Raw genomic sequence first — 21,809 nt, forward strand, 5'->3', positions numbered from 1 at the left:
CGCTCATGTCAATCACTACTTTGCGCTTTAGGCACATGCTGGCGATTAGTTTGCTGGTGCTGGCCACCGCGCTGCGGCCTGTTCCAGCAACAGCCGCCACAACTACGGCGGGCGTCGTCACCAACACGGTCGCAGCACTACCTAGTTGCACGTCCTATCAGGTCAAAGGTATCTGCGTTTGGTTGGTCTGCGTTCCGCTCATTGGCTGCTTCATCAGGACTTCAGTTCGCGTTGCCCATTATGTGCCCGATGTCGTGATCAGCACCTACAACGATCCTCTGGCCCATCCTTGGGCCGAGGTTGGTAAGCCATTGGCGACAGCTATTTCATCAGTGGGATCAGCCGTAGTCGGCGCCCCAATCGATGCCTCAGCAGGAACACAGCGCGAAGGCACCGAGGTGACGACCTATAAAAGTGCGGATGCCATAGGCAACCCGGCAGGCTTGATTGCCAGCATCGCCAGCGGCTACATCCCCAGCTTTGGCAGTTCATTCCAGTTTCCGGGCTATAGCGAATTATTGGCCTTCACTCGTACAGAACTGCCTCGTATCACGCAGTCTTGGAGGCAAGTTCCTCAGCAACTGGGCAACGAGTTTATTGAAGCAGCCCGAGCCATGGCCAATGCACCAGCAGACATCATTTCCTCCGTCTCTGCTTTTCCGGCAAAACTTGGCGAGCTGAGCTCATCGATCGGAAATTTGAGCAATGTCTTTGGTGGAAGCGTCAGCACCCAAGTCATTGGCTTGTCCGGCGTCGATATGGTGGGTGCAGATCTCGGGCCAATCAGAGACATGGTCCAGATCGCTCAGCGCCTGGGTGCCTCCGGTGGGCTATCTGAGATGTTCTGCCCCGGCTCCGCATCCGCATTCAATTTGCACTTCCAGTCTGACATGGATGCCATGAGCTGGCGCGGATTCTGGCCACTGGAGATGCTCTACCCCCAATCATGGGTGCCTGGTACAGGAGAAGTAAGCACCTCGCCACTTTCCACCACCTGGGGCCCTATCTACCCACGCAATGGCGAGCTGGTGCAGTCACACCCAGTCAAGGCCTCTGCAGTGTTGGCTACACGTGTGGGCAGCATTATCTCGCAATCGGCGCAGCCTCACATTTACAAGCGTCTGCAACCAGGCAGTGGCTACAAGTACTTCCCTACCTCCAAGCCTACTACCTGGCAAATGATCTACCCGAGCGCTCAGCGCTCCTGCATGACCTTTGGGGCCGATGACTCACTGAGCCTGGCCAGCTTTGGCGATTACAAGACCGATGGTGCCGATGGCTATATGTGGAATATGTGGAACCACTATGACTGCTGCCGCATCCGTGGTGAGTTTTTATACAGCATCCCTTAAGCGAAGGACGAGAATATCTATGCAACAACCACAACGCCCGTTCACACTGCGCTTGAAACCAGCCGCCATGATGCTGGCGCTTGCGTTGACCTCCATGAGCGTAATGCCCGACGCCTACGCGCAACCCGTACGCGGCTCTTCGCTGTATTACCGAATGGGAGGCGGCTCGCCTGGCGGCTCTGCCAATTATCGCGGCCAGGTCGCACACAACTTAGGCTTTGGAGGAAATGCTCGACTGAACTATTCATGTGGCAAGTTTGATATAGGCCTATCTTGGGCCAACATCATGAACAACCTCAACAACCTGGGCCAGACGGTGACTGGGGCGATTCAATCTGGTATCGCTGCCCTCCCCTTATACGTCTTGCAACGCGCGCAGCCAGGCCTGTATCAGATTTTCCAAAACTATTCGCAAAAAGTGGATCTCCTGCTTGGGGCCAGCCTTAAATCCTGCGAAGAGATGGAGGCCATGGTCAAAGCGGGCCAGAACCCCTATGAAGATTGGATCAAGATGGCCAAAGGCGAAGGCTGGAAGATCAAGGCCTCTGCGCAAGGTGATATTTACCAGGCGAAAATCGACATTGAGAAAAACGAAGAGGCAAACAAAGCTGGAGTGCCATGGGTCTTTGGCCAGAATGCCGGGGGTGTAGGAGGCCGACCCATTGAGCCGGTGCGAGATCTGTCTGTGGCAGGCTATAACGCTACCCTCAACAAACCAATCACCGCATCGGAAACCACGGACTACAGTAATTCACCTGCCGAGAAAAACTCTCGCCTGGTTCGTGCGTTTAAATCGCCGGCAGAACTTGCCCAATGGACAACCGAAGTCCTGGGGGATCAGAAGGTCTATACCTGCGGGCAACATCACTGCCCCGCCCCAACCACGGTCGTGACCTCCAGCGGCCTGGGCCCCAAATACGAAGCTGAAGTCGATTTCGTCCAGCCTAAGCTAGAAGCAATGGCCAACCCATCGAACTCGGCCACGTATGCCGATCTCGCAGAAATTTCAGCTCCTGGCTTTGCCGTGTCTCCCCAGTTGCTTGACTCATTACGGGCGATGCCGCCTGACACTCGCAGCATCGCTGTGAACCGCATTGCTCAGGAAATGGCGATGCACCGGGTGATCAATAAAGCATTGGTGGCGCGTAGCGTGTTGATGACAGGCCTGACCTTACCGGAGGTTACGGCCGCAGGAGATGCCATCCAAAACACCCAGGCTTCGGTCGATCGCTTAAGTGGCTACATTGACGACTTGATGTATGAGGCTCGGATCCGCAAGGATCTGACGTCCCAGACGGCATTGTCGATCATCAACACCCAGTCCGCCATTGACACACAATCACTGAACGTACCGGGTGGCAACCCTGTTGATCCTGCCCCAGCAGTGGGTGGACGGGTGCCTGGACTATGACACAAGTCTCTCTCACCAGAAAACGTAGCTGGCTGTGGCGAGCACTGATATGGCTCGCCATCGGTTTAGCCGGATTTCTCCTGCTCATTGGGCTGCTCGGCGCACTAGCGCAGTCGTTTATCGGACAGGAACATAAACTTCTGAGCCTTCTTGAGGGGACATCGTCAGTACGAGACATTGGAGCAATTGCGCAATGTCTGGCCGCACTACTCATTATTTGGCGCTGGCCAGCCGTCGTGCGCTGGCTTCAAGCCAGGCATATTGTTCAAGGATTCGAATATGACACCGTGCTGGCCAGCCGCCACAAGGTGGCGGCATTTGCCACGCTGTACTTAGTTTTGATTCCAATTGGCCTCGACCGTATCTGGCGCTGGGTGACAGCGCTCATTGCGGCTTAGGCGGGGGAATAAGCCATGCAACTAGACAGTTACCTCGAACTCTTTACCACTTTCTACGGGTGGGCTTTTGCCAATATCTTTGGCGAGATCGTGACCGGCACCGGCTTGGTCGTCATCCCCTTTCTGGTTGTAATCCTCAATGCATGGCGCGAAGCTGGCCAGCGAGGAATGCAAGACATCGGCGTTATGGGGGTCATCAAAAGCGTACAGACGCAGCTCATCGTCATGCTGTTTGTGATGTCTGTTTGCTTTTTCACATCGCCCATCACAAGCCTAACGTATGCGCGCTTGTCGTACATGCCTCCTCCTTCTATTGATAACCCTAACCCTGTAGAGGCAACGCCTGGAGCCAGTGGTAGCACCTACGATACGGCGTTACGCGATGCTATTGATGGAAGCATGAGCCAGGCCAGCGGGCTGAGTAACGTGCCCCTATGGTGGTATTCCATCATGTCCATCAGCTCTGGGATCAATAGTGCCTTCCGCAATGGCATGAATAATTCGGTGTCTGATATGCGCGTTCTGGAAGACATGGCCAAGAATGCCACAATCGAAGACCCTGCCCTGCTCGGTGATGTGCAACGGTTTTATAGCGAGTGTTTTATCCCGGCACGCAGTCAGTATTTGCGCAGCGATCGCAGCAGAATGAGTGCAACAGGCGCGTCGATCCTGGCAGAGTCCAATACTGACTATGGGCCTACTGATGTGGATTGGATGGGCAGCCAGTTTTTCAGAACTGAGCCTGGGTATTACGCCTCCATGCGCAGCCGCGCTCCGGTCACTGGTTTTGCGATCGATTACTCCCGCGATACTGAGTACTACGACCCATCGAGCGACGTGGACCCACAAGTCACCGGCGCCGTAAACCCAGAGTTTGGACGCCCAACCTGCAAGCAATGGTGGGAGGATCAGCTACGAGAAAAGCTGATAGACGGGAGCCCTGGGGTGCGAGCGTTCGCATCCAAAGCGGCGAACGTTCTCACGTTTACGTCGTTTGATAAGCAAAAGGATGAAGTGGCTCGACTGGCGTCAACCGCAGCCAATCCAGTTTTTGTTGATTTCGACCAAATGATGGGGACTCCCTATGACTCTGCCACGGTCGCGGGTCGAACAATAACGGGCGCAGGAAGCACGCTCGGTGTTGGTGGGGCAGCTTTCATGGCCAGCATGGCATGGATGCCCTTGGTGACGTCCTTACCTATGATCCAGGCCTTAGTCCTCATGGGGATCTACGCTTTTCTTCCTTTGGCCACCCTTGTCAGCGGCTTCAGTCTTCGCGTGTTGTTCTTAGGTGCCATGGCCATTCTTACTATCAAGATGTGGGCATCGATGTGGTACATCGCCACCTGGATCGACGGTCACCTAATCAATGCTATGTATCCTGGTGCGCTGGGCAATATTTTTGTCCAAGAAGCCATGATGATCGGCAAAGGAGCCATTCCAGCAGGCTACAAACGAATGGTTCTGAACACAATTTTATTGTCGTTGTATGTCGGGCTACCGGTTATTTGGTCTTCGATGATGGCGTGGGCTGGTCTCAAAGTTGCAGGGGGTATCGATAGAGTGATGAGTGATGGAGGGAACGTTGCTGCCAGCTCGGGACGAGTCCCGGTATTAGGAAAATTTTTTGGTGGGAATAAGTAAAATCTAATTGCTTAATAAGACCAAGCAGACACAACGTACTCATAGCTCAAGGAGGGCGCTATCATTCGCTCCAGACTACTCAGATTTGATTCGCTACTGAGTGAATTTCAGCCAGATGGGGAAACAATTCGTCCACGTGGGCGAATGGCGACCGCCAGCGTGGCTCACGTATTTAGAAGAGATTAAGGTCATACCCGTATATGGTGATGCGGTCACACTGATGATAGACAAACCGCTAGTCCAGCCTAAAAAGGTTGTTAACATTCTTAATTTCTTGAAAGTGGTGGGCGCAAATTACTGAGTTGATGATGCGGAGGATCATGATTATGAGTACCACTTTCACTACGGCAAAGTGAGGAAGAACAAACTAATTAAATTTAATCTTGCCCTGACTTTCGACATGAGACTCGACAAGCCTAAGGACTCTCATGACCCACTCTTTTCTGAGGAACACGGATCAGGACGTTATAAGCTTATCAATGTCGCAACCATCGGACAGAACGTGAAGTATCCTGTCTACAAGATCTGCAAAGCCGAGATGGAGGCTATTGGTCGAGATAATTTCAAGGCTCCCGCTGATAATGCTTCAATCTTCTACTAAGCCCTACTAAGGTCTAATAATTCATTCAAGCTTGCCACCACTTTGTGGCGGCGGCTTAACTGAGGTGTTAGGTTTATCATTATGACATCTACGCAGGATAACGAATTAGGCTCCTACGAGGACGAGCTTAAGCAATATGAGCAATTGATTCCGTATCTCATCCAGGTATCAGATTCTTCCGGTGGAATAATTACGAACACTATCGGAATTGAAAGCACGAAGATTTATACGAGGTTGGTTCTTGGTGCAATGACAATCGGATCGATTCTCCCTGCCAACCAAGTTAATCACTCAAGCCTATGGGACTATTCATCAGTTGCCATTCTGACAAGATCGTTGATGGAGGCTGCACATCGTTATTTTTATCTCGTTGAGCCAGGTCTTTCAGAAGAAGAAACCAACTTTCGTCAGCAAATCTACTTCTATCGCATAAATTGCGAGAAATATCGACTTTACTCAGAAAAGATAGAGCACGAGGTTCTCAAGGGCTTTGAAGAGAATTTGCCCGTTGCCAAGGCGGCGATCATGCAATCCAATGTATATGCAGCCCTTGATAAAAATATGGCTCAAAAGATTCGTTCTGGAAACTCAGATATGCATCTAACAGACGCTGAGGTGGCAAAAAGGAACGGATTGATCACAGAGAATTTTGAGTTCTTTTATCGCCTGCTCTCTGTTCAAGCCCACGGATCCCCGATGGCTACAACTTCACAATCAAATTCTCGAGGTCGTGGCCTAGGAAATGAGGCGGAAAGCTTCTACCTTTCTCTTGTATTAAGGTTGCTTAGTCATTATTTAAGTAAAACGCTTTTGTCTCAAGTGGAATTGTTGTCGTTGCATGAAAAATGCTCAGAACCAATTTCTTTTGCCCGAGAGGTACAATCGCGTGGCGAAATTTAACAAGTGGGTGCAAAGAATAAATTGTGGCCGACTAGTGCGTGGGTACGAGTTCTAACCTTATGCTCAAGCGGACAGTTTCCAACTGCCGCTTTCCATGGTTCATTATCGACTGACTGCTTTGGGCCGAATTCGGCCATCCGGCTTTGGCTAGAATCAGCTCTGAGCGGTTGATTGGCGATAGCGATTTCATTGACAGTTCTGGCCCGTCGATCCTAAAACTGCGGCCCTCTAGACCTTGCGCGTCAACATAAATGGTGACCCAGAGCTGGGGTATTAAATGTGTGTTGAACATGGCTGAGAAGAAGTTAATGGATGTGATGACTGTGCGATAAAGGCCTCAGGCAGATGCAGTCTACGAGCACATTTGTTTGGCGAGATTTGAGTCATGGCATCCCGTTGCCACATCGCACGTTCAGAAAAGCATCAAAACCGGTTGTTTAATTTAGATACCAATAGATACGCTTGGTGCATCTTGGGGTATGATTCGTAACTTAGAACGGACGAGAGGGACATGAATGACTGAACGACGAGCACGCCGCAGGCTGTAGCGGTGGCTTGCCTTATTGGGGATGGCCGCGCTGTCCGCCTGCGGAGACTACGGCCCCGATATGCAGGCGGAGCTCGGCAAAGCCTTGCCTGCAGGTTGGCACGTCGAACGCTTCCAAATCGACGAATGGGAAGTCATCAATTGGGCAGCCGACCACTGGAGTTATCGCTATACCGCGAAAATCGCCGCGACTGAGGACCTGTATCAAGAACTGGGCACACTTTCCGGTCAAACCATCGTGACGCGCAGCGAGCATAAAAACAGTTATCACATCATCGAAGGACGTGCTCTCGCCGCGTTGCGGGCCAAAGGTTGGGATACAGATTTCGGCTATGGCCGCGTACTTGCTGTCGCTGACGGCAAGGCGCTATCCGAACTTCCGGCCGAACGCATAGTCGTCGGAACGCCCCGGTTCGAGACGTTCTTGAAAGCAGCGCAGCAGGACCTAGTTCTGCAACAAGATCAGTTGTTGGAGGCCCAGCGCCTGTACAACGCGAGGTCGCAGCAGTGGAAGGGGGCACGAGAGGCCGAGGATGCTGCTAGCCATACCGATCAAGCGCTAGCGCAGGAGCAACAAACACTGCGCATGGATCGCATAAACATGTCGTTGCTCGTATCGCAAAGAATAAATGAAGCCGACCGGGCACTTCAGCTCGAGAACTGGCAAAAAAGAAATGCGTATCAAAAGGAACTAGATGGCCAAAACGCCGCGTTGCGCGAGGCGTATCACACTCGTATCGAAGCATTGCGCAAGAGTGTCTCCCGGCTAGAGCTCAATCAGAGAACCCGCCTTTCCTACGACGATAAACTGACGCTGGAGCGCGAGTATCGCAACGCACTGGATCAGGCATTCGTGCGCTACAAAAGTGATCTGGCCGAGTTTCAACGGGAGTGGGAACAGCGCCGCGCCCAGCTCGGCGGCGCTATCGAAGCGCAGGTCAGGGAAGACTTGAACAACCGCGAAGCGGCATTGAATCTACGGCTACAGCAACGACAGGACGAGCGTCATGCGGGTGCCCGAAAGCAGGCGCAGGAACAGAAGGAGCTCGAGCGGATGCACACTGATCTGCACCGACGCGAGGTCACGTTATTGGAGCAACGGACGCTGATCAACAAACTCATCACCAACTCGTCCGCTCCCACGCTTTGACGAAGCTACAGTAAGAAGTCACATATGCTGCAAATCATCCTTGGTTTTTTCATCCTGTGCCTTGTCCTGGCGCTGCTGGGCAAAGTACTTCCTTTCGCCCTTAAGGTGCTGGCTATACTGGTTGCCGCCGTGCTCGCCGTGGTATTGGGCGTGCCCGTAGCGATCGGCGTAGGTATCGAAAAGTTGACACGTGGACGGAACTCCATCCAAGTTGTTGCGGCTGCGACCGCCACGGTCGGTCTCGCGCTTTCGGCCGTGTTGGCATTGGCGGGTTATGGTTGGGTGCCCGGGCTGTCGCTAGCCAGTGCGAAGTACCTGATCCCGGCTTTGTTGGGGTTAGCCGCCTGGAAAATGCATCGAATCAGACAGACGGTAGAACAGACCGATTATGGGGCTGATCTGCCAACGGCCAAGTCGGAGCAGTTTTATCAGGTGCTTTTGTGCGCTACCGCGATTTGGATGTTTCCGGTGTTACTGCAAGTCGTCTTTCCTGCATTGATCACGCTGGTCTTCTCGCATTCAGTGATGGTGAGCTGGGTCGATGTTGGCTATTGTGTCGTGGCCTCTATTGCGTTGATCGGTATCATCGTGATAGAGCATGGCTATGCAAGCATATTGCGTGATATGAAGTCCGTCATAGCCGCCAATGAAGGCACCCTAGATTTGACGCAAACCATAGCCGAGCTGGGTAAAGAAAACACGCAAGTTAAGGCGGCCGATGTCGAGTTGATTGTCATCAGCACCGCCAATGCAGCCCGTAATGCCGGTTTGGTCGAGATGGTCGAGCTGCGCGGGCACATCTGGTTGTTCGAGAAAACATCTCACGATCGAGCGCTTGAGGAGTTCGAGCTGCATCTGGCCGGCTCGCTTCGGCACGACCGGGAAAATGCGAAACGGGAGTTTCTTGATCGTCTGCCCCTGCCAAACACGGATGCGGAAGACTACTTCGAACGTTATATAGACTTCGTGGACCAATGCGACTTTGCCGACGGCGAGTATCTTGTCGCGCACTTGCGCCGCAATGACCTAAATCACTGCATGTCTTGCGGTCTTGCTGAGATACATAGCGGGACCCCGAACGACGAATGGTATTGTTCGCCCATTTGCGAGGAAACCGAGAAGCTTTGTGTTTCTATCAAGGAAAAGCCACTCGAGGACTTTCTGAAGGAGTCTGCCGCAACGGGTTTTGTGGTCATTGCTGCGGGCGGAGCTTGGTCGCAGAACCACAAGGTCTTTGCCACAGGGGGTCAGGGCCACGGTTTCGCGGCCGAGCAAGGAAATACCCTAATCGACAAGGTGCGCGGCAAGTCTGCCAAGGTGGTGGGCGGCGACAACGCGCTCAATGGCGCGGACCGCCTCGTCGATGGGCAAGAAATCCAGACCAAGTATTGCAGCACAGGCGCGCGCAGTATAGGCAGTGCATTCGACAACAAAGGCGATGGCGGATTCCGCTACTGGGACGCCAACGGCGAACCCATGCCGATCGAAGTGCCTCGAGATCAGTACGCCCAGGCTGTAAAGATCATGGAGAAGAAGATCGCGGACAACAAGATTCCTGGCGTTACGGATCCCGCCCGCGCCAAAGATCTCGTCGTCAAAGGTAGCCTTACGTACGAGCAGGCTAGAAATATTACGCGGTTCGGTACGTTCGAGTCCGTCAGCTACGACATCGCAGAGGGCTCGATCGTTGCGGTTGGTGCGGGCGGAATCAGCTTTGCGATCATCGCCACGATTTCCTACTTGAACACCGGCGATGCCCGGCAAGCGTTGCGCGCCGCGTGCTTGCAAGGCGGCCGCGCATTCGGCAAGGCGCTGATCGTCTATGTCGGGACGCAACAATTACATCGATTGGCGACCGTGCAGGCGGCGGTAAAGATCATCAACGTCAGCAACCTGTCGGAGCCGATGGCACTGGCGCTGCAGAAGAGCATGGGTGTCAGTAACACGCGTCAACTCAATCAGGCCCTGCGGGGTACAGTAGTGGCTTCGCTGGTCGTCGTCGCTGTCACCTCTGGCCCCGATCTGGTAAAGATGATCCGTGGGCGTATGTCGAGTACTCAGTTCACTAAAAATGTCGCGGTGACTGCAGGCAGCACGGCGGGCGGCGCAGTCGGCGCGATCGCGGGCGGCGCGCTGGGTGCCTCGTTCGGCCCCGTCGGAATCTGGGTGGGTAAGTTTGCCGGCGGCATGATTGGTGGGGCCTTGGCTGGCACAGTCACGAACTCGATCGCTAAGACCTTGGTGACAGAGGATCGCGAGCTAATGCTTGCGATCATTCAGCGACAAGTCGAATACCTGGCCATTCTATTCATGTTGACCGAGCCGGAGATCAAGAACCTGAGCACCAACCTGAATGCAGTGATTACGCCCAAGGCGCTGGAGACCATGTATGGTAGCGCCCGTCGCAAGGCATTTGCCAATTTACTGGTCAAGCCCGTCGTGGTCAATGACGTGCTGAGCTCCTTCGATGGAGATGAAGAGCAAACCGTCGCGCAGAATGACCCCGTGCTTCGCGAGGCGGCTGCCTGATCGGCTTACCAGGTCGGCGGCGCGGATAGATGCAAATTTCCCGATCTTTTATGTCGTTTTTTTCACTAACCGATTGGTAGTGTTATCCATCCGATATTGGACGATACTGCCATCGATAATTCGTCTGACCACCTCACGGGCAACATCCAGCGGTACCGCAAACCATTCCCTGGGGTTGTAGGCTTTCCCATCCTGGCCGATCAGAGTCACTTTCAGGCGCTGAGCATGCAGAAAGCCGTGGATCAGGGTTTCGAATTTATTGGGGTTCAGGTTGTAGCACTCGATGGACGCCAGAATCTTCACCGGGGCTTCGAGAAATGCAATGTCGCGCGTAGCATTCCTGGTTCGCTCTTCGACTGTCTGCTCGGTGTAGCCGATCTTGATCAGACTGGGGATGGATTTCAGAGCCGAGTTATCGCTGAGTGTCGTGACAAAATAGATCTGCCCCGCTCGCTTGTCCTTGTGGGTGATGTTGTTGAATTTATCCACAACGGACTCTGCGCCACGTATGACTCGCCGTCCCGTTTCGTCCGCAAACAGTCGCTTGGCCAATGATTGCAGCAGGTGGTTCGATTCAGTGCCGTTCTCAAAGATGACCCGCAGTCGAGGGTCATACCTTCCAGTGCTATCCAGCCGGTGTTCACCGATCTTGTCGATCAAACATAGAACACCTTCCATGATGAAGGCATCGCCTTCCTGCACCCGCGAAGATTGCTGGAACCGTATGGTCTTGATGCGCCCGGTTTTCAAGCCATCGTGCAGGTCACGGAAAATATGCTCAAACTCGTAGAAGTCATGGCAGACGGTGCGCTGTGCAATCCCGTCTGGTTGTCTCCTGTCGGCCACCTCCGGCACATGCTTGATGTCGAAAATACTCTCATCGCCCAGGTCGAGCTCATCGAACTCTGAACTGGCGAAAATATCATCGAGGGATGTAACGTTCTCGGCTTCAATGCTTGGCTTGAAGATTTCGGCAGGCGCTTTTGATGGCTCGGAATGCTGGGTGAGCGTATTTGGGAGAATAAGTGCCTTTTCGTTGTCGGTAACGACGTCAGGCACAGTCAGCAGGCCGTGCCGGTCATAAGGGCTTAGGGTGTCGTGTAGCGCTTGGTTGACCAGGTAACCTGCCAGGCGACGGGCCAGCAACTTCTCGGACAAATCGCCCTCCTGACCCGGCGGCCGGCCATGTTGATCCATAAAGGCGCTGATCTCGTCAAAATTCGTTATCTCAAGCGGGGCATTCCTGCCGACGCGCTTGGCTTGAACATCCAGCAGCCCGAACTCGTCCGGCCCGTCGAGAATGTCATCGAGCGTGGGCCGGGCTGCGGCTTTGCCAGGATCATGCCGGATTGCTGCCCGGATTTTTGTCATATGGCCTCCCTACGTTTTCTGGGTCTGGGTCTGCCCTTTCCGCTCCTGAGCCTTACGCTTGACGTAGACCAATGCTTCAGCGAGCCGTCGTTCAATCGCATCGCCGGAAGTCACGGAAGGTTCTCGATTATTTTCCTTGCGGAACTCGACAATGCGTGGCCAGAGGACGACAGCTTCTTGCTCCGACATATTGGAACGCATGCCCACCACCGTATCCTGAATGGTCTTGAGTACGGCAGGCGTCACCGCCTTGGACAGAATCTCGTAGGCGCCCTGGAAGGGGTTGATCTGACGAATCAGATCAATATTCAGGTGCTCGATATTCACGAACTTGTTACCGACCAGCACAAACTTGCGGTTTGGCTTAGGTTCCGCATCGCCCGGCTGCATCGGTTTGTGCCCAGTCTGAGGAGAGGCCGATTCGCCTTCCGCACCTGGAGGAGCTATGATTTCAGCTCCTTCCGGCAAGTCCTCTTCATCAAACAGCCCGCCGGTAGACTGTATGCCCAGGGAGGCATGCACGGCTTCAGAGACTGTCATGACCTCGACAGGCTCCAAATCGGGATAGAGCTTTTCCACGATCTTGGGGATTTCGACTTCTCCCAACACCTGTAGGTCGGCTTCGCCGGTGACGGCCGGGGCCATGATTTTCGGCGTCTGCAGAATGACGGCCTTGATGTTGTCCATATTCTCCAGCGCCTTCACCACTCGGTCGGAAACGGGGGACGACGTGTCTTCGATCACGACTGTGCCTGGCGCGGCAACCTCGCCAGGAAGCATGCGTGAGCGCGGCTTGAAATTGACAGAAGGAGCCAGAACTTGCTCCATCAATAACGATACTGTTATAGCCTTAAGCATGTTGTTGACCGAGACCTTCACATCCTCATCTTCGGCATCGGGCTGAGCAATCAGGTTTGTGAATTGCGCATGCGACTTGCCTTCGCAGTCGCGAGTGGCGCGGCCTATGATCTGGATGATTTCAGTCAACGATGAGCGATAGCCCACAGTCAGCACATGTTCGCACCAGGGCCAGTCGAAGCCTTCCTTGGCCATGCCCAGCGCAATAATGATGTCCATGTCATCGGGCTTGGACACCGTGCGCAGATAATTCTGGACTTCGACGCGAAGCGGGTTGTCATCCACAAGGTCGGCCACTTTCAGAAGCCTGCCTGTTTTATCTCTAACGGTAATGATGCCGGTAGTCATGTTTTTTTCAACGACTTCGCCAATGACATCCAGAATATGGTCAACCTCGGAGTATTTATCCTTGGTGGATTCGACCGAATTAACGTTGGGGATATGGATGATGGTTTTCTTACGGGTGTCCAGCACCTCATGCAAGGCATCCAGATAGCGCCCAGTGTAGAAGTGATAGCCAATCCCCAGCGATTTCAGATACTTGTAGCCATTCAGCTGTTCGTAGTACGAATACGTGACCTGTGTGAATTTTTCTTCATCTTCCGGCAGCAGAATGGGGACTGCATCCCCTCTGAAGTAGGAGCCAGTCATGGCGATGATGTGGGCATTGGACCCCGCCATAATGCCGTCTATCAGCCCGCCCAAACGGTTCTCATCCCCAGCCGAAGTGTGATGAAATTCGTCAATGGCCAGCAGCGTATTGTTAAATTCTGCCGCTGACAGCTTTTGATAGGAAAAGCGTAGCGTTGCATGCGTGCAGATCAGTATGTTGGCCTTCGGGTCAGACAAGAAACGAATGAAGGCATTGACCTTGCCTGCTTCGCCTCCAGGTATACACAGGTTGTAGCGAGGCTGCACTTTCCAGTCGGCAAAAAAACCGTGTTCTGTCAGGTTGGTATCTTTGAAGGAGCTGCCGATGGACATTTCTGGTACGGCAACGATCACCTTTTTCAGCCCTTGATGGTGTAGCTTGTCCAGGCCCAGGAACATCAAGGCGCGGGATTTGCCCGAGGCGGGGGGAGCTTTCAAAAGCAGGTACTGCGCCTGGCGGGCCTCAAAGGCGCGCGCCTGCATCTCGCGCATGCCCATGGCATCGAGATTCGAGCTCGTGCCCGTTTGCTTATAAGTGACGGTTAACAGGTCAGCCATGGTTACTTGTTCCCTCTGGATTTCTTAGCGGGCGTATTGGCCTGCTCTTCGGCAATCAGTTTTTCGTAGCGGGCAAACAGATGCTCCAGACGCTCGGAGGCATCGCGGAAGGGCCGTTCACGGTACAGGGCTTCCACTGCACGATCCAACGCCTTATGAGCGACCAGCAACGGGGCAGGCATCTTGTCCGGGTCATACAGGTCGGCGAGTGACTTGCCAGGGTAATCCTCGCGGATCAACAGCACTTCCTCGGCCAGGGATTCGATGTTCTTGCGCCTGGCTTCGGAGGCTTCCGGCCAGGGGAAGGTGTTGTAGACCAGGGTGGCGGAATAGCGGTATCGGCTTTCCAGGCGCCCAGCGACAGCACGCATCCAGTCGTTGTGCATCTCTGAAGTGAGGATGCCGAACTCGTAGAGGGTGGCGTTGGGGATCATCATGTTCAGATTACTTGAGATCACGTCGGCACTTTGGAACCCTATTGGCACATATGCCCTGCGTTCGGATGAAACGCTTGGAACGAGAATGTAGTGACCGTCTTTAGGCTGCGCGACTTGGAGAAACGTGTGTGGCCTTTCCGCTCCCTTCAAAGCCGCCGCGTGGCCCGCTTCCAGCCTGAGCGCTCTTATCTTTTCACAACGGCTGGCGACTTCGGGAATCCGCATGACATCTTCCAGGGGAATATCTGCCAGCCACAGACACCAGCGCTCGCCGCCATTGAGAAACTCATTAGCTCCCAGAATTTTGCGGATCCAATAGGCGTGTTGCGGGTAATTTTCGATGAAGTGGTCGCGTTCTTGGGCGGTCAGATAGAGGTGGCCGCCATCGGTGGGCTTGTTGCCGAATATCATCCGACTCACAGATTTCAAGGGTTGCGTGCGGGGTATGACACACAGATTTGATCCGGCGACTAGATACGGACTGATATTTTCAACTTCGGATGAGATCGCTCCATCCTGGCTTATCTCAAATATCTGTGGGTTAATTTCCTTATCTGTCTCGTTTTTCAATCCAATAATCACGACATGAACGGCAGCTTTCCCCTTGGCATTATTGCTCCAAGGGAAAGTCTTGTAGCAGAACCCGATCTGAATTCCCAGATTAAAAATAGGAGGCCATAACAGTGATGTCTGATCCCCCTGGCAGATGGAGCTTGTGGATACAAATGCGCATTGCGCGTTTCTGTCTTTGATGTAATTCGCGCCTTTCCAGAACCAGGCGGCGACAATATCCAGGTAGCCGATGGATTTGAAGCTAGAAAATACATGCTTCATATCAGCAGATTGTGCGGCACTTCGCTCAGTGGTGCCCAAAAACGGCGGATTCCCGCAGATATAGACCTCATACGCATTCCCCTGCGCATCGGTGGATGGGCAAGCTTCCTCCCAATCAAGACGCAGACTATTCCCACAGACGATATTGCCGCCCTCCTTGAGCGGTAGTACCGCTTCGGCATAGCCAAATTTGTCCTTGAACACCCTATTCATCTGGTGCTCGGCCAGCCATAGTGAAAGCGTGGCAATCTCATGCGCAAAGTCATCAATCTCGATGCCGTAGAACTGGGCCAGGCTGATGCCGGAGTAATACATGACATCCTGTTTGCCGACGGCGTTCAGGGCATCAATTACTTCCATTTCCAGCTTGCGCAGCTCCCTATAGGCAATAATCAAGAAGTTGCCAGAGCCGCAGGCGGGGTCGAAGATACGCAGGTTTTGCAGGCGCAGCAGCAATGATTTCAGCTTTTTCTCATTGCCTCGTGACTTCCCAAGTTCCGCATGCAGCGTGTCCAGAAACAGAGGCTGGATCACCTTCATGATGTTCGACACTGAGGTGTAATGCTGTCCCAGGTTGCCGCGCTGTTCCTCATCGATAACGGCCTGGAACATCGAGCCGAAAATATCCGGGTTGATTTCAGACCAATCCAGCGCCCCGCAGTCCAGCAGCAGGCGGCGCGCCTTGCGGCCAAACTCCGGCACAGGTTCATCGTCCCGGAACAGGCCGCCGTTTACATAGAGGAAAGCCTGAAAATGGCTGGGCATGCGCTTGCGTTCGGGCGCATCTTGTTTCAGGTTCAAAACGGAGAAAAGATCAGTGAAGAACTGGTCAACATCAGAACCGTCATCACGGGTGCAGGCCTGCAGGGTGGATGTCAGCTGCTTTTCACCAAAGATGCCGGTATCCTCGGCATAGAAGCAGAACAGCAGGCGTGTCAAAAAGACATTCAACGCATGGATGTCTTCAGGTTTGGTCAGAACATTGCGTTCCCGGATCAGGTCGAACAACTGACCCATTTTTTCCGTGGCCTTCAGATCAGCCGGATGCTCCGAATACATCACCGCCTTCTCGTACCCGGCCAGGGGCAGAAAGAAAGTGTATTGCTTGTCCAGCTCAGCCAGATCAGTGATAAGACGCTCTTGCGCCTTCAGGTCGAACGCAACCAGGGTTTCGCAGTCGGTGACGATGACAAAACGAATGTCGTGGCGGACGATCAGCTCGCTTTCCTTCAAGGTTTCGGCTTCGGCAGCGACATCCTGGCCGACAGGAACCACCCGAAAATAGAGCTTTTTCTTCAGACCGATGTCATCGCCCGTACCCACGTTACGGCTGTCGTCGCCGTTGCGCAGGCGAGTGATGGTGCTTTTGGGAAAACCGTAGGCATCCAGAAAGGAAAAGATGAATTCGTCTTGAAGGAGGCTGGAGCAGGCCTGTTTCAGCGATTCGATGATGCTTGCCTGACTGACTGCCATATATCTATATTCCTTACGCCCATATTGTTCTGCTGTGACCCAACCGCGGTCTCTACAGCTCGCCAGGACATTTTTGCCCGGACCGCCTGTAGGTGATTGTCGGTTTTTCTTACAAAAGGCGCAAGGAAACGGTCTTTCTCCCCGATCGCACCTCTTCATGCTCACTTCTTTGCAGCTACAACCGGTGCGACATCGTTGCCTCCTTGCATGCAGGTATCGTTCAACTTCCGTCGGAGAAATAGCTCTGTCCCATGCCTTCAATAAACCGGCTACATCTAAGGATTTATTCCCCGGCTTCATAAGCCAGTCGGCATCATGTAACCAACACTACTGTAGCTGTTTTGTCTTATCAAATTACTGAAATGGTGCAACTGGGTTAGTATGTACAGACCAGTTTTCGAAATGTGAGCTGTCTAGTCTTAAAAGATCATCGCTTACACTGTTTTCAGTGGCCTTAACTTGCCCATAGAAGCGAATTCCTGTGCGCTCCCCTTTTTCGGAAAATACTTCTACTTGGGCATCGACTCCATAGTCTCGTGTAAAAGAATGAATTACCCAGACATCGGGAAAGATATCCCGTAAGAAAGCGAGCGATCGTTCCTCGAGGACGTAGCTACGTATCCGATTGAACATTATGTGGGCTACCTGCATTTAGACGACAGCCTAAAACTTAGCGTTCTTATATAATCAAAACTACCTGCATTTATCAGAGCGAGAAATCGCAAGAAAATTTTTAGACAAACCTGAAAATCATAAATTTTTGCTTGTTGCCAACAGTCCAAAGGCCACTGATACATAACTGCTCTTGGCCGAAAACAATCATTGAGAAACAACGTAGTCACTCATAGTCTCCCCAGTAAAACTCCCAGTTAGGATGCCCGCGATCCAACGGATCGGGGACTTCTGGTGCGGCCATGTTGTTCCGATTTTCCCTGCTACTTGAATTCATCAACAGCAGAAAGAAATCAAATGCTAGTATCACTCCTATCCATGCCACCCTCGCAAGAAAAATACTTCCATTTCGTGCTAGTCTCAGAGCATATTTCATATACCTCTGCCCTCCTCACACCCAGTATTACTTAGCGATTCCCAAGAAAACAGCAAGGCATCGTTCAATTTCCACCAGTGTATCAGCACTAACAGATCCAAAGGCTTGGCCAATCTTATCCCGTTTAACGGTCAATGCCTTATCGATCATGATTTGTGATGGTTTTTGTAGACCATTTTCTGGGTCTGGCTGAATGCTAATGCGCAATAAGGGCGCATTCACAACTGTGCTGGTCACTGGAAGCACAGTGACCGAGGAATGAGCAGCAAATAAATCCGCTTGAATAACTAATGCAGGCCGAGGCTTTCCAAAATCCCCTTGCATTGCAACAGTAACTAGGTCTCCACGTCTCATTCTGTCCAACCATCCAGGTCAGCCAGAGCCTCATCCATAAAATGCTCTGTATCCACGTCAGCCTTATCTGCCTTGGCTACCCGCAGCGCCTGACGACGGCATTCCGCCGCAAAATCAGGCCGACGTGTATCAGGCACCCAAAGCTGCACTGGGCGCAATCCTGCTTGCCGGAGCGAGTCCCGGTGCTTCTGAACTCTTGCATTTACATTTGCCATCTTGACCTCCATAACTATGCACTTATAGTACGGCCATCACCCGTTACATGCAACGTCCAGTTCGGTAATTGTTGGTCAACGCCAAGACAAGGCGCATTGAGTTCGTGATCGATAGTCCAGCATCCCGCGCTCAAGCCGAAACAGCCGCCAATTCCATCACCCCATCAACGGTGCTTGCTTCGTGCCTGGTGGTTCCGCTCTTGCATCACCTGCATTACTTCCTCATGGGTGTATAACCTGGCATTGGGATCACTGACTTCACCCAGAGCTTCTTCAACCTCGCGGGCCATCCGCTCGTATTCCTCCGGCCACAGCACCTGCTCCATGCGCATTGACGCCTGCCCCAGCAGGTGCAGCAGGCCGAATAGCCGCATGTCGTTAGTTGCGACGATATGCTCCCGAATCCGTTCCTGTATTGCTACGCTGGCTTGGTGTGCCGCAGGCGTGGCCGTCCCTTCGTAGTCGGTCGGGAATTCCGTTTCCTCAGCGATCCGTGCCCAAATGCTAGCCAGGGCCTCAATGTTGAATGTACTCATTTCAATCCATATAGGCTTTAAAAAACTGCAGTTTCGGGAGCACGAAATCTCACGCAGTGACTAGTTTAACTGCCTCCAACCTCAAATTTGGCCAATGCTTTGACACTAAATATAGTGTATTGTGCAATACAAACCTATACTTCAAGTCCCCCCATGAACAAGAGAACGGTACCGACCCATCAAACATATACCGAGCTGCAACAGGCTTACGATCACTTCAATAACGCCCTGTTCGACGGAAGGTTGCCTAACTGTCTGATTACCTTGCAACGCGAGAAACGCTCAATGGGCTACTTCTCCAGCCAGCGATTTGTAGATGCTCAAGGCACCTATACAGACGAAATAGCGATGAACCCGGCCTACTTTGCCGTCGTGCCCTTGATCGAAACCATGCAGACTTTGGTACATGAAATGTGCCATCTCTGGCAATTCCATTTCGGCAAGCCTGGCCGTGGCAGATATCACAATGAAGAGTGGGCCTCGAAAATGGAAGCGATTGGACTGATGCCTTCTTCGACTGGCCAACCTGGTGGCGCTCGCACTGGCCAACTCATGGCTGATTATGCGATTGAGGATGGCAAATTTGTGAAAGCGTGCGCCGATCTGCTCACCCAGTCATTCTGTCTGACCTGGTACGATCGCTTCTCACATGCTGACGCACCTCGTAGCGCCGCTGAGCGCTTGGACATCTCAGTAGGAGGTGGAGCTCCTCCATACATCGCACTTCCAGCACTGACTCAAGCTTTGGCATCCAGTGCCGCCTCCACGAGCAACACCGCCCAGAGCGACGAGAGTATGCCGGTAAAACCCACCGGCAATTCAAACCGATGGAAGTACGTCTGTCCATGCGGCACAAGCGTCTGGGGTAAACCAAAGTTGAAGATTATCTGCGGATCCTGTGAAAGCACATTCACATCGCCGGACGCCGCTCGACTAAACGCCAACAGCGAATCGGCCTAGAATTGATTTAAAGGCTTGTCAAGTCGAAACCCTCGGTTGTGTGCCCACGGGTTTGAACAGACACACATATCATGCGGCTCTACAGTGACCACATGACTCCATTTGACACTCCTCCTCCACTACCCCAGGCCGCTGCCAGTCACACTGCGTCTCTGGCTTCTACGCGAGAGACAGAGCTGATCTGGGCAGGCACAGAAGGCCAGTTGGTCAATGTCGGTTGGTTCATTTTCGCCATCCTTTTTTGCTGGGCAGTCATTCCTGTCCTATGGGCGATATATCGATATCTGAAGGTTGCCAATCATCGGTATGAACTGACGAACCAACGCTTGCTTGAATACAGCGGAATTATCGTCAAGCATGTTGAAACCCTGGAGTTATATCGCGTCAAAGACATTGCCGTTTCAGGCACCCTCCTTCAAACCCTATTTGGCCGTGGCCGTGTCGTTTTGCAGACTACCGACGTCTCCACGCCAACGGTCCTCTTGATCGCTATTACTAGCCCTCAGCACGTCTCTCAACTTATTCGTGACGCGCTAGAACACTGCCGTGTAGCCCGTGGCGTGCGTGCCATTGATTACTAAAAACCAGGAACTTGCCAAATAATGATTGCGCCTACCTATTCTCGTTCCCCTCTGCTGATGCGCCTCGTTGTCAGCGCAAGCCTTGGTCTGGGACTGGCCACAACATCGTGGGCACAGGGCGTACCGCCTGACGTACAAACGGCCATCGAGCAGTACACCCAAGGGTCTGTGCCGATCGATAGCATCTCCACCACACCTATTCCCGGCATGTACCAGGTCGTCAGTGGCAGCGAGATTTTCTATAGTGACTCGACCGGACGGTACGCATTTGTCGGGGGTGCCCTCATGGACATGAAAGACCGCCGCGATGTAACCGCACCAGCACTGGAAAAGCTCAACACGATCCCATGGGAGTCACTACCGCTAAGCCAAGCTATCGTGCAAGTTCATGGCAACGGACAACGCAAGATGGCCGTCTTTGAGGACCCGCTCTGCCCCATATGCCGTGTGTTCACAAAATTCGTCGATCAACTGGAAAACGTGACGATCTATCGTTTTATCTTTCCCGTTATTGACCCTCAATCGGCCCCCATCGCCCGCAAAGCCTGGTGCTCGTCAGATCGAAACACTGCCTGGAACATGGTCATGAATGGACGAAACATAGACGGTCGTGAAGACTGCGACATTACTGGGCTTGTGGAGATTTTAAAGTTTGGAGAAGCAAACAATATCGCTAACACACCTACAGTTATATTGGGCAACGGAAAGCGGTTAGTTGGCGCAACACCTCCCGAGCAATTTATTGCAGAATTAGATGCTTCAGGAATAACTACACATTAAGGGATATACAAAATGAAGTTTTTAAAATTAGCGGGCTTATCTTTATTAGTATCGCTATCCTTTGCTGGTATTGCAAATGCGCAATCAGTAGGAAATCCAGTATCTTTTCCAGCCAATCTCAAATGGTCCCCTATGACACTAGTTGGGTTCAATACTGGAAATATGGAAATGCCCCACGCTTCACGTGCGGAAATCAGCCTGGCCCGCTCAATTTGGGACAAGGAAATAGAATCCACAGGCCCTGGCATTAAACCGAACACCAAAAGCCCATCTTTTATCTTACTGAAAGCCTTTTCAGCAGGAAATGAGCAATTTGTATTTTCGATTTTTGACTCAGGCTTCTCCAACGGCTGCATCCCACCGGCCAATGGCCGTGGCATCGAGGATATGTACTCGATTTGCCCTATGCGAGTGACTCAGATGAATACCACCCAATCCGCGTCACAAGACTTCCCCGAATACTGCCACCTCTACCCCGAGCCAGCAGAAAAACCAGGTGAAGTCAATCAGTCTCAGATCGCCTTTGATGCCAACACTATGACTGCGTACTTCCGCACTATTCAGTACGGCAAACATGTGGCTGCCTGCGATCGAACTCTGCGTATCCAATAACGGAGGCAT

Annotated in this window: 18 protein-coding genes; 11 read left to right on the top strand and 7 right to left on the bottom strand. The window is 52.7% G+C overall.

Annotated elements, in window-relative coordinates; translation table 11 throughout:
* Positions 1 to 5: 5 nt before the first annotated feature.
* From ACLPGZ_RS06380 to ACLPGZ_RS06410, 7 genes are all read left to right on the top strand, one after another.
* Positions 6 to 1,352, top strand: coding sequence for a TraU family protein (locus tag ACLPGZ_RS06380; protein WP_259672492.1), 1,347 nt, complete (start codon positions 6 to 8; stop codon positions 1,350 to 1,352).
* 19 nt (positions 1,353 to 1,371) lie between these two features.
* Entirely contained in the window at positions 1,372 to 2,763 is a 1,392-nt protein-coding gene (locus ACLPGZ_RS06385) for an integrating conjugative element protein (protein WP_003799934.1), read from the top strand.
* Positions 2,760 to 3,161, top strand: coding sequence for a hypothetical protein (locus ACLPGZ_RS06390; RefSeq protein ID WP_221079555.1), 402 nt, complete (start codon positions 2,760 to 2,762; stop codon positions 3,159 to 3,161). Before ACLPGZ_RS06385 ends, ACLPGZ_RS06390 begins: the two co-directional genes overlap by 4 nt.
* A 15-nt stretch (positions 3,162 to 3,176) precedes the next feature.
* On the top strand, positions 3,177 to 4,805 hold the full coding sequence (locus tag ACLPGZ_RS06395) for a conjugal transfer protein TraG N-terminal domain-containing protein (protein WP_221079554.1): 1,629 nt from the start codon (positions 3,177 to 3,179) through the stop codon (positions 4,803 to 4,805).
* Between the two features lie 682 nt (positions 4,806 to 5,487).
* Positions 5,488 to 6,306: a DUF5677 domain-containing protein gene (locus ACLPGZ_RS06400; protein WP_221079553.1), complete on the top strand. Its 819-nt coding sequence runs from the start codon at positions 5,488 to 5,490 to the stop codon at positions 6,304 to 6,306.
* A 569-nt stretch (positions 6,307 to 6,875) separates the two neighbouring features.
* On the top strand, positions 6,876 to 8,003 hold the full coding sequence (locus tag ACLPGZ_RS06405) for a coiled-coil domain-containing protein (RefSeq protein WP_221079552.1): 1,128 nt from the start codon (positions 6,876 to 6,878) through the stop codon (positions 8,001 to 8,003).
* A gap of 24 nt (positions 8,004 to 8,027) precedes the next feature.
* Positions 8,028 to 10,532: a hypothetical protein gene (locus tag ACLPGZ_RS06410; RefSeq protein ID WP_221079551.1), complete on the top strand. Its 2,505-nt coding sequence runs from the start codon at positions 8,028 to 8,030 to the stop codon at positions 10,530 to 10,532.
* A 48-nt stretch (positions 10,533 to 10,580) separates the two neighbouring features.
* Here ACLPGZ_RS06410 and ACLPGZ_RS06415 read toward each other — a convergent pair whose 3' ends face one another.
* From ACLPGZ_RS06415 to ACLPGZ_RS06445, 7 genes are all read right to left on the bottom strand, one after another.
* Positions 10,581 to 11,903, bottom strand: coding sequence for a GIY-YIG nuclease family protein (locus ACLPGZ_RS06415; RefSeq protein WP_221079550.1), 1,323 nt, complete (start codon positions 11,901 to 11,903; stop codon positions 10,581 to 10,583).
* Between the two features lie 9 nt (positions 11,904 to 11,912).
* Positions 11,913 to 13,970 carry a DEAD/DEAH box helicase gene (locus ACLPGZ_RS06420; protein WP_221079549.1) on the bottom strand — a complete coding sequence of 686 codons (2,058 nt, stop codon included), beginning with the start codon at positions 13,968 to 13,970 and terminating at the stop codon, positions 11,913 to 11,915.
* Between the two features lie 2 nt (positions 13,971 to 13,972).
* Positions 13,973 to 16,714 carry a DNA methyltransferase gene (locus tag ACLPGZ_RS06425; protein WP_221079548.1) on the bottom strand — a complete coding sequence of 914 codons (2,742 nt, stop codon included), beginning with the start codon at positions 16,712 to 16,714 and terminating at the stop codon, positions 13,973 to 13,975.
* 354 nt (positions 16,715 to 17,068) lie between these two features.
* Positions 17,069 to 17,365: a DUF4365 domain-containing protein gene (locus ACLPGZ_RS06430; RefSeq protein ID WP_221079547.1), complete on the bottom strand. Its 297-nt coding sequence runs from the start codon at positions 17,363 to 17,365 to the stop codon at positions 17,069 to 17,071.
* Positions 17,366 to 17,789: 424 nt separating this feature from the next.
* On the bottom strand, positions 17,790 to 18,116 hold the full coding sequence (locus tag ACLPGZ_RS06435; protein ID WP_221079546.1) for a type II toxin-antitoxin system PemK/MazF family toxin: 327 nt from the start codon (positions 18,114 to 18,116) through the stop codon (positions 17,790 to 17,792).
* Positions 18,113 to 18,265: an antitoxin MazE-like protein gene (locus ACLPGZ_RS06440; RefSeq protein WP_234354429.1), complete on the bottom strand. Its 153-nt coding sequence runs from the start codon at positions 18,263 to 18,265 to the stop codon at positions 18,113 to 18,115. The genes ACLPGZ_RS06435 and ACLPGZ_RS06440 overlap by 4 nt, the downstream gene beginning before the upstream one ends.
* A 230-nt stretch (positions 18,266 to 18,495) precedes the next feature.
* Positions 18,496 to 18,867, bottom strand: a complete 372-nt coding sequence (locus tag ACLPGZ_RS06445) for a hypothetical protein (protein WP_221079545.1) — start codon at positions 18,865 to 18,867, stop codon at positions 18,496 to 18,498.
* 153 nt (positions 18,868 to 19,020) lie between these two features.
* Here ACLPGZ_RS06445 and ACLPGZ_RS06450 point away from each other — a divergent pair, with 153 nt between their 5' ends.
* From ACLPGZ_RS06450 to ACLPGZ_RS06465, 4 genes are all read left to right on the top strand, one after another.
* A complete protein-coding gene (locus tag ACLPGZ_RS06450) occupies positions 19,021 to 19,827 on the top strand; it encodes a SprT-like domain-containing protein (protein ID WP_221079544.1) in 807 nt (268 codons plus the stop codon).
* A gap of 92 nt (positions 19,828 to 19,919) precedes the next feature.
* Positions 19,920 to 20,408 (top strand): PH domain-containing protein, encoded by a 489-nt coding sequence (locus tag ACLPGZ_RS06455; RefSeq protein WP_259672491.1) that lies wholly within the window; start codon positions 19,920 to 19,922, stop codon positions 20,406 to 20,408.
* A gap of 21 nt (positions 20,409 to 20,429) precedes the next feature.
* Positions 20,430 to 21,188 (top strand): DsbC family protein, encoded by a 759-nt coding sequence (locus ACLPGZ_RS06460; protein ID WP_221079542.1) that lies wholly within the window; start codon positions 20,430 to 20,432, stop codon positions 21,186 to 21,188.
* A 12-nt stretch (positions 21,189 to 21,200) separates the two neighbouring features.
* The gene (locus tag ACLPGZ_RS06465; protein WP_221079541.1) at positions 21,201 to 21,800 is read left to right on the top strand and encodes a hypothetical protein; all 600 of its coding nucleotides are present in this window, start codon (positions 21,201 to 21,203) and stop codon (positions 21,798 to 21,800) included.
* The last annotated feature ends 9 nt before the right edge of the window (positions 21,801 to 21,809 follow it).

It is taken from the genome of Alcaligenes sp. Me129 (genome assembly GCF_050487245.1).
GTDB classification, from domain to species: Bacteria; Pseudomonadota; Gammaproteobacteria; order Burkholderiales; family Burkholderiaceae_B; genus Alcaligenes; species Alcaligenes phenolicus.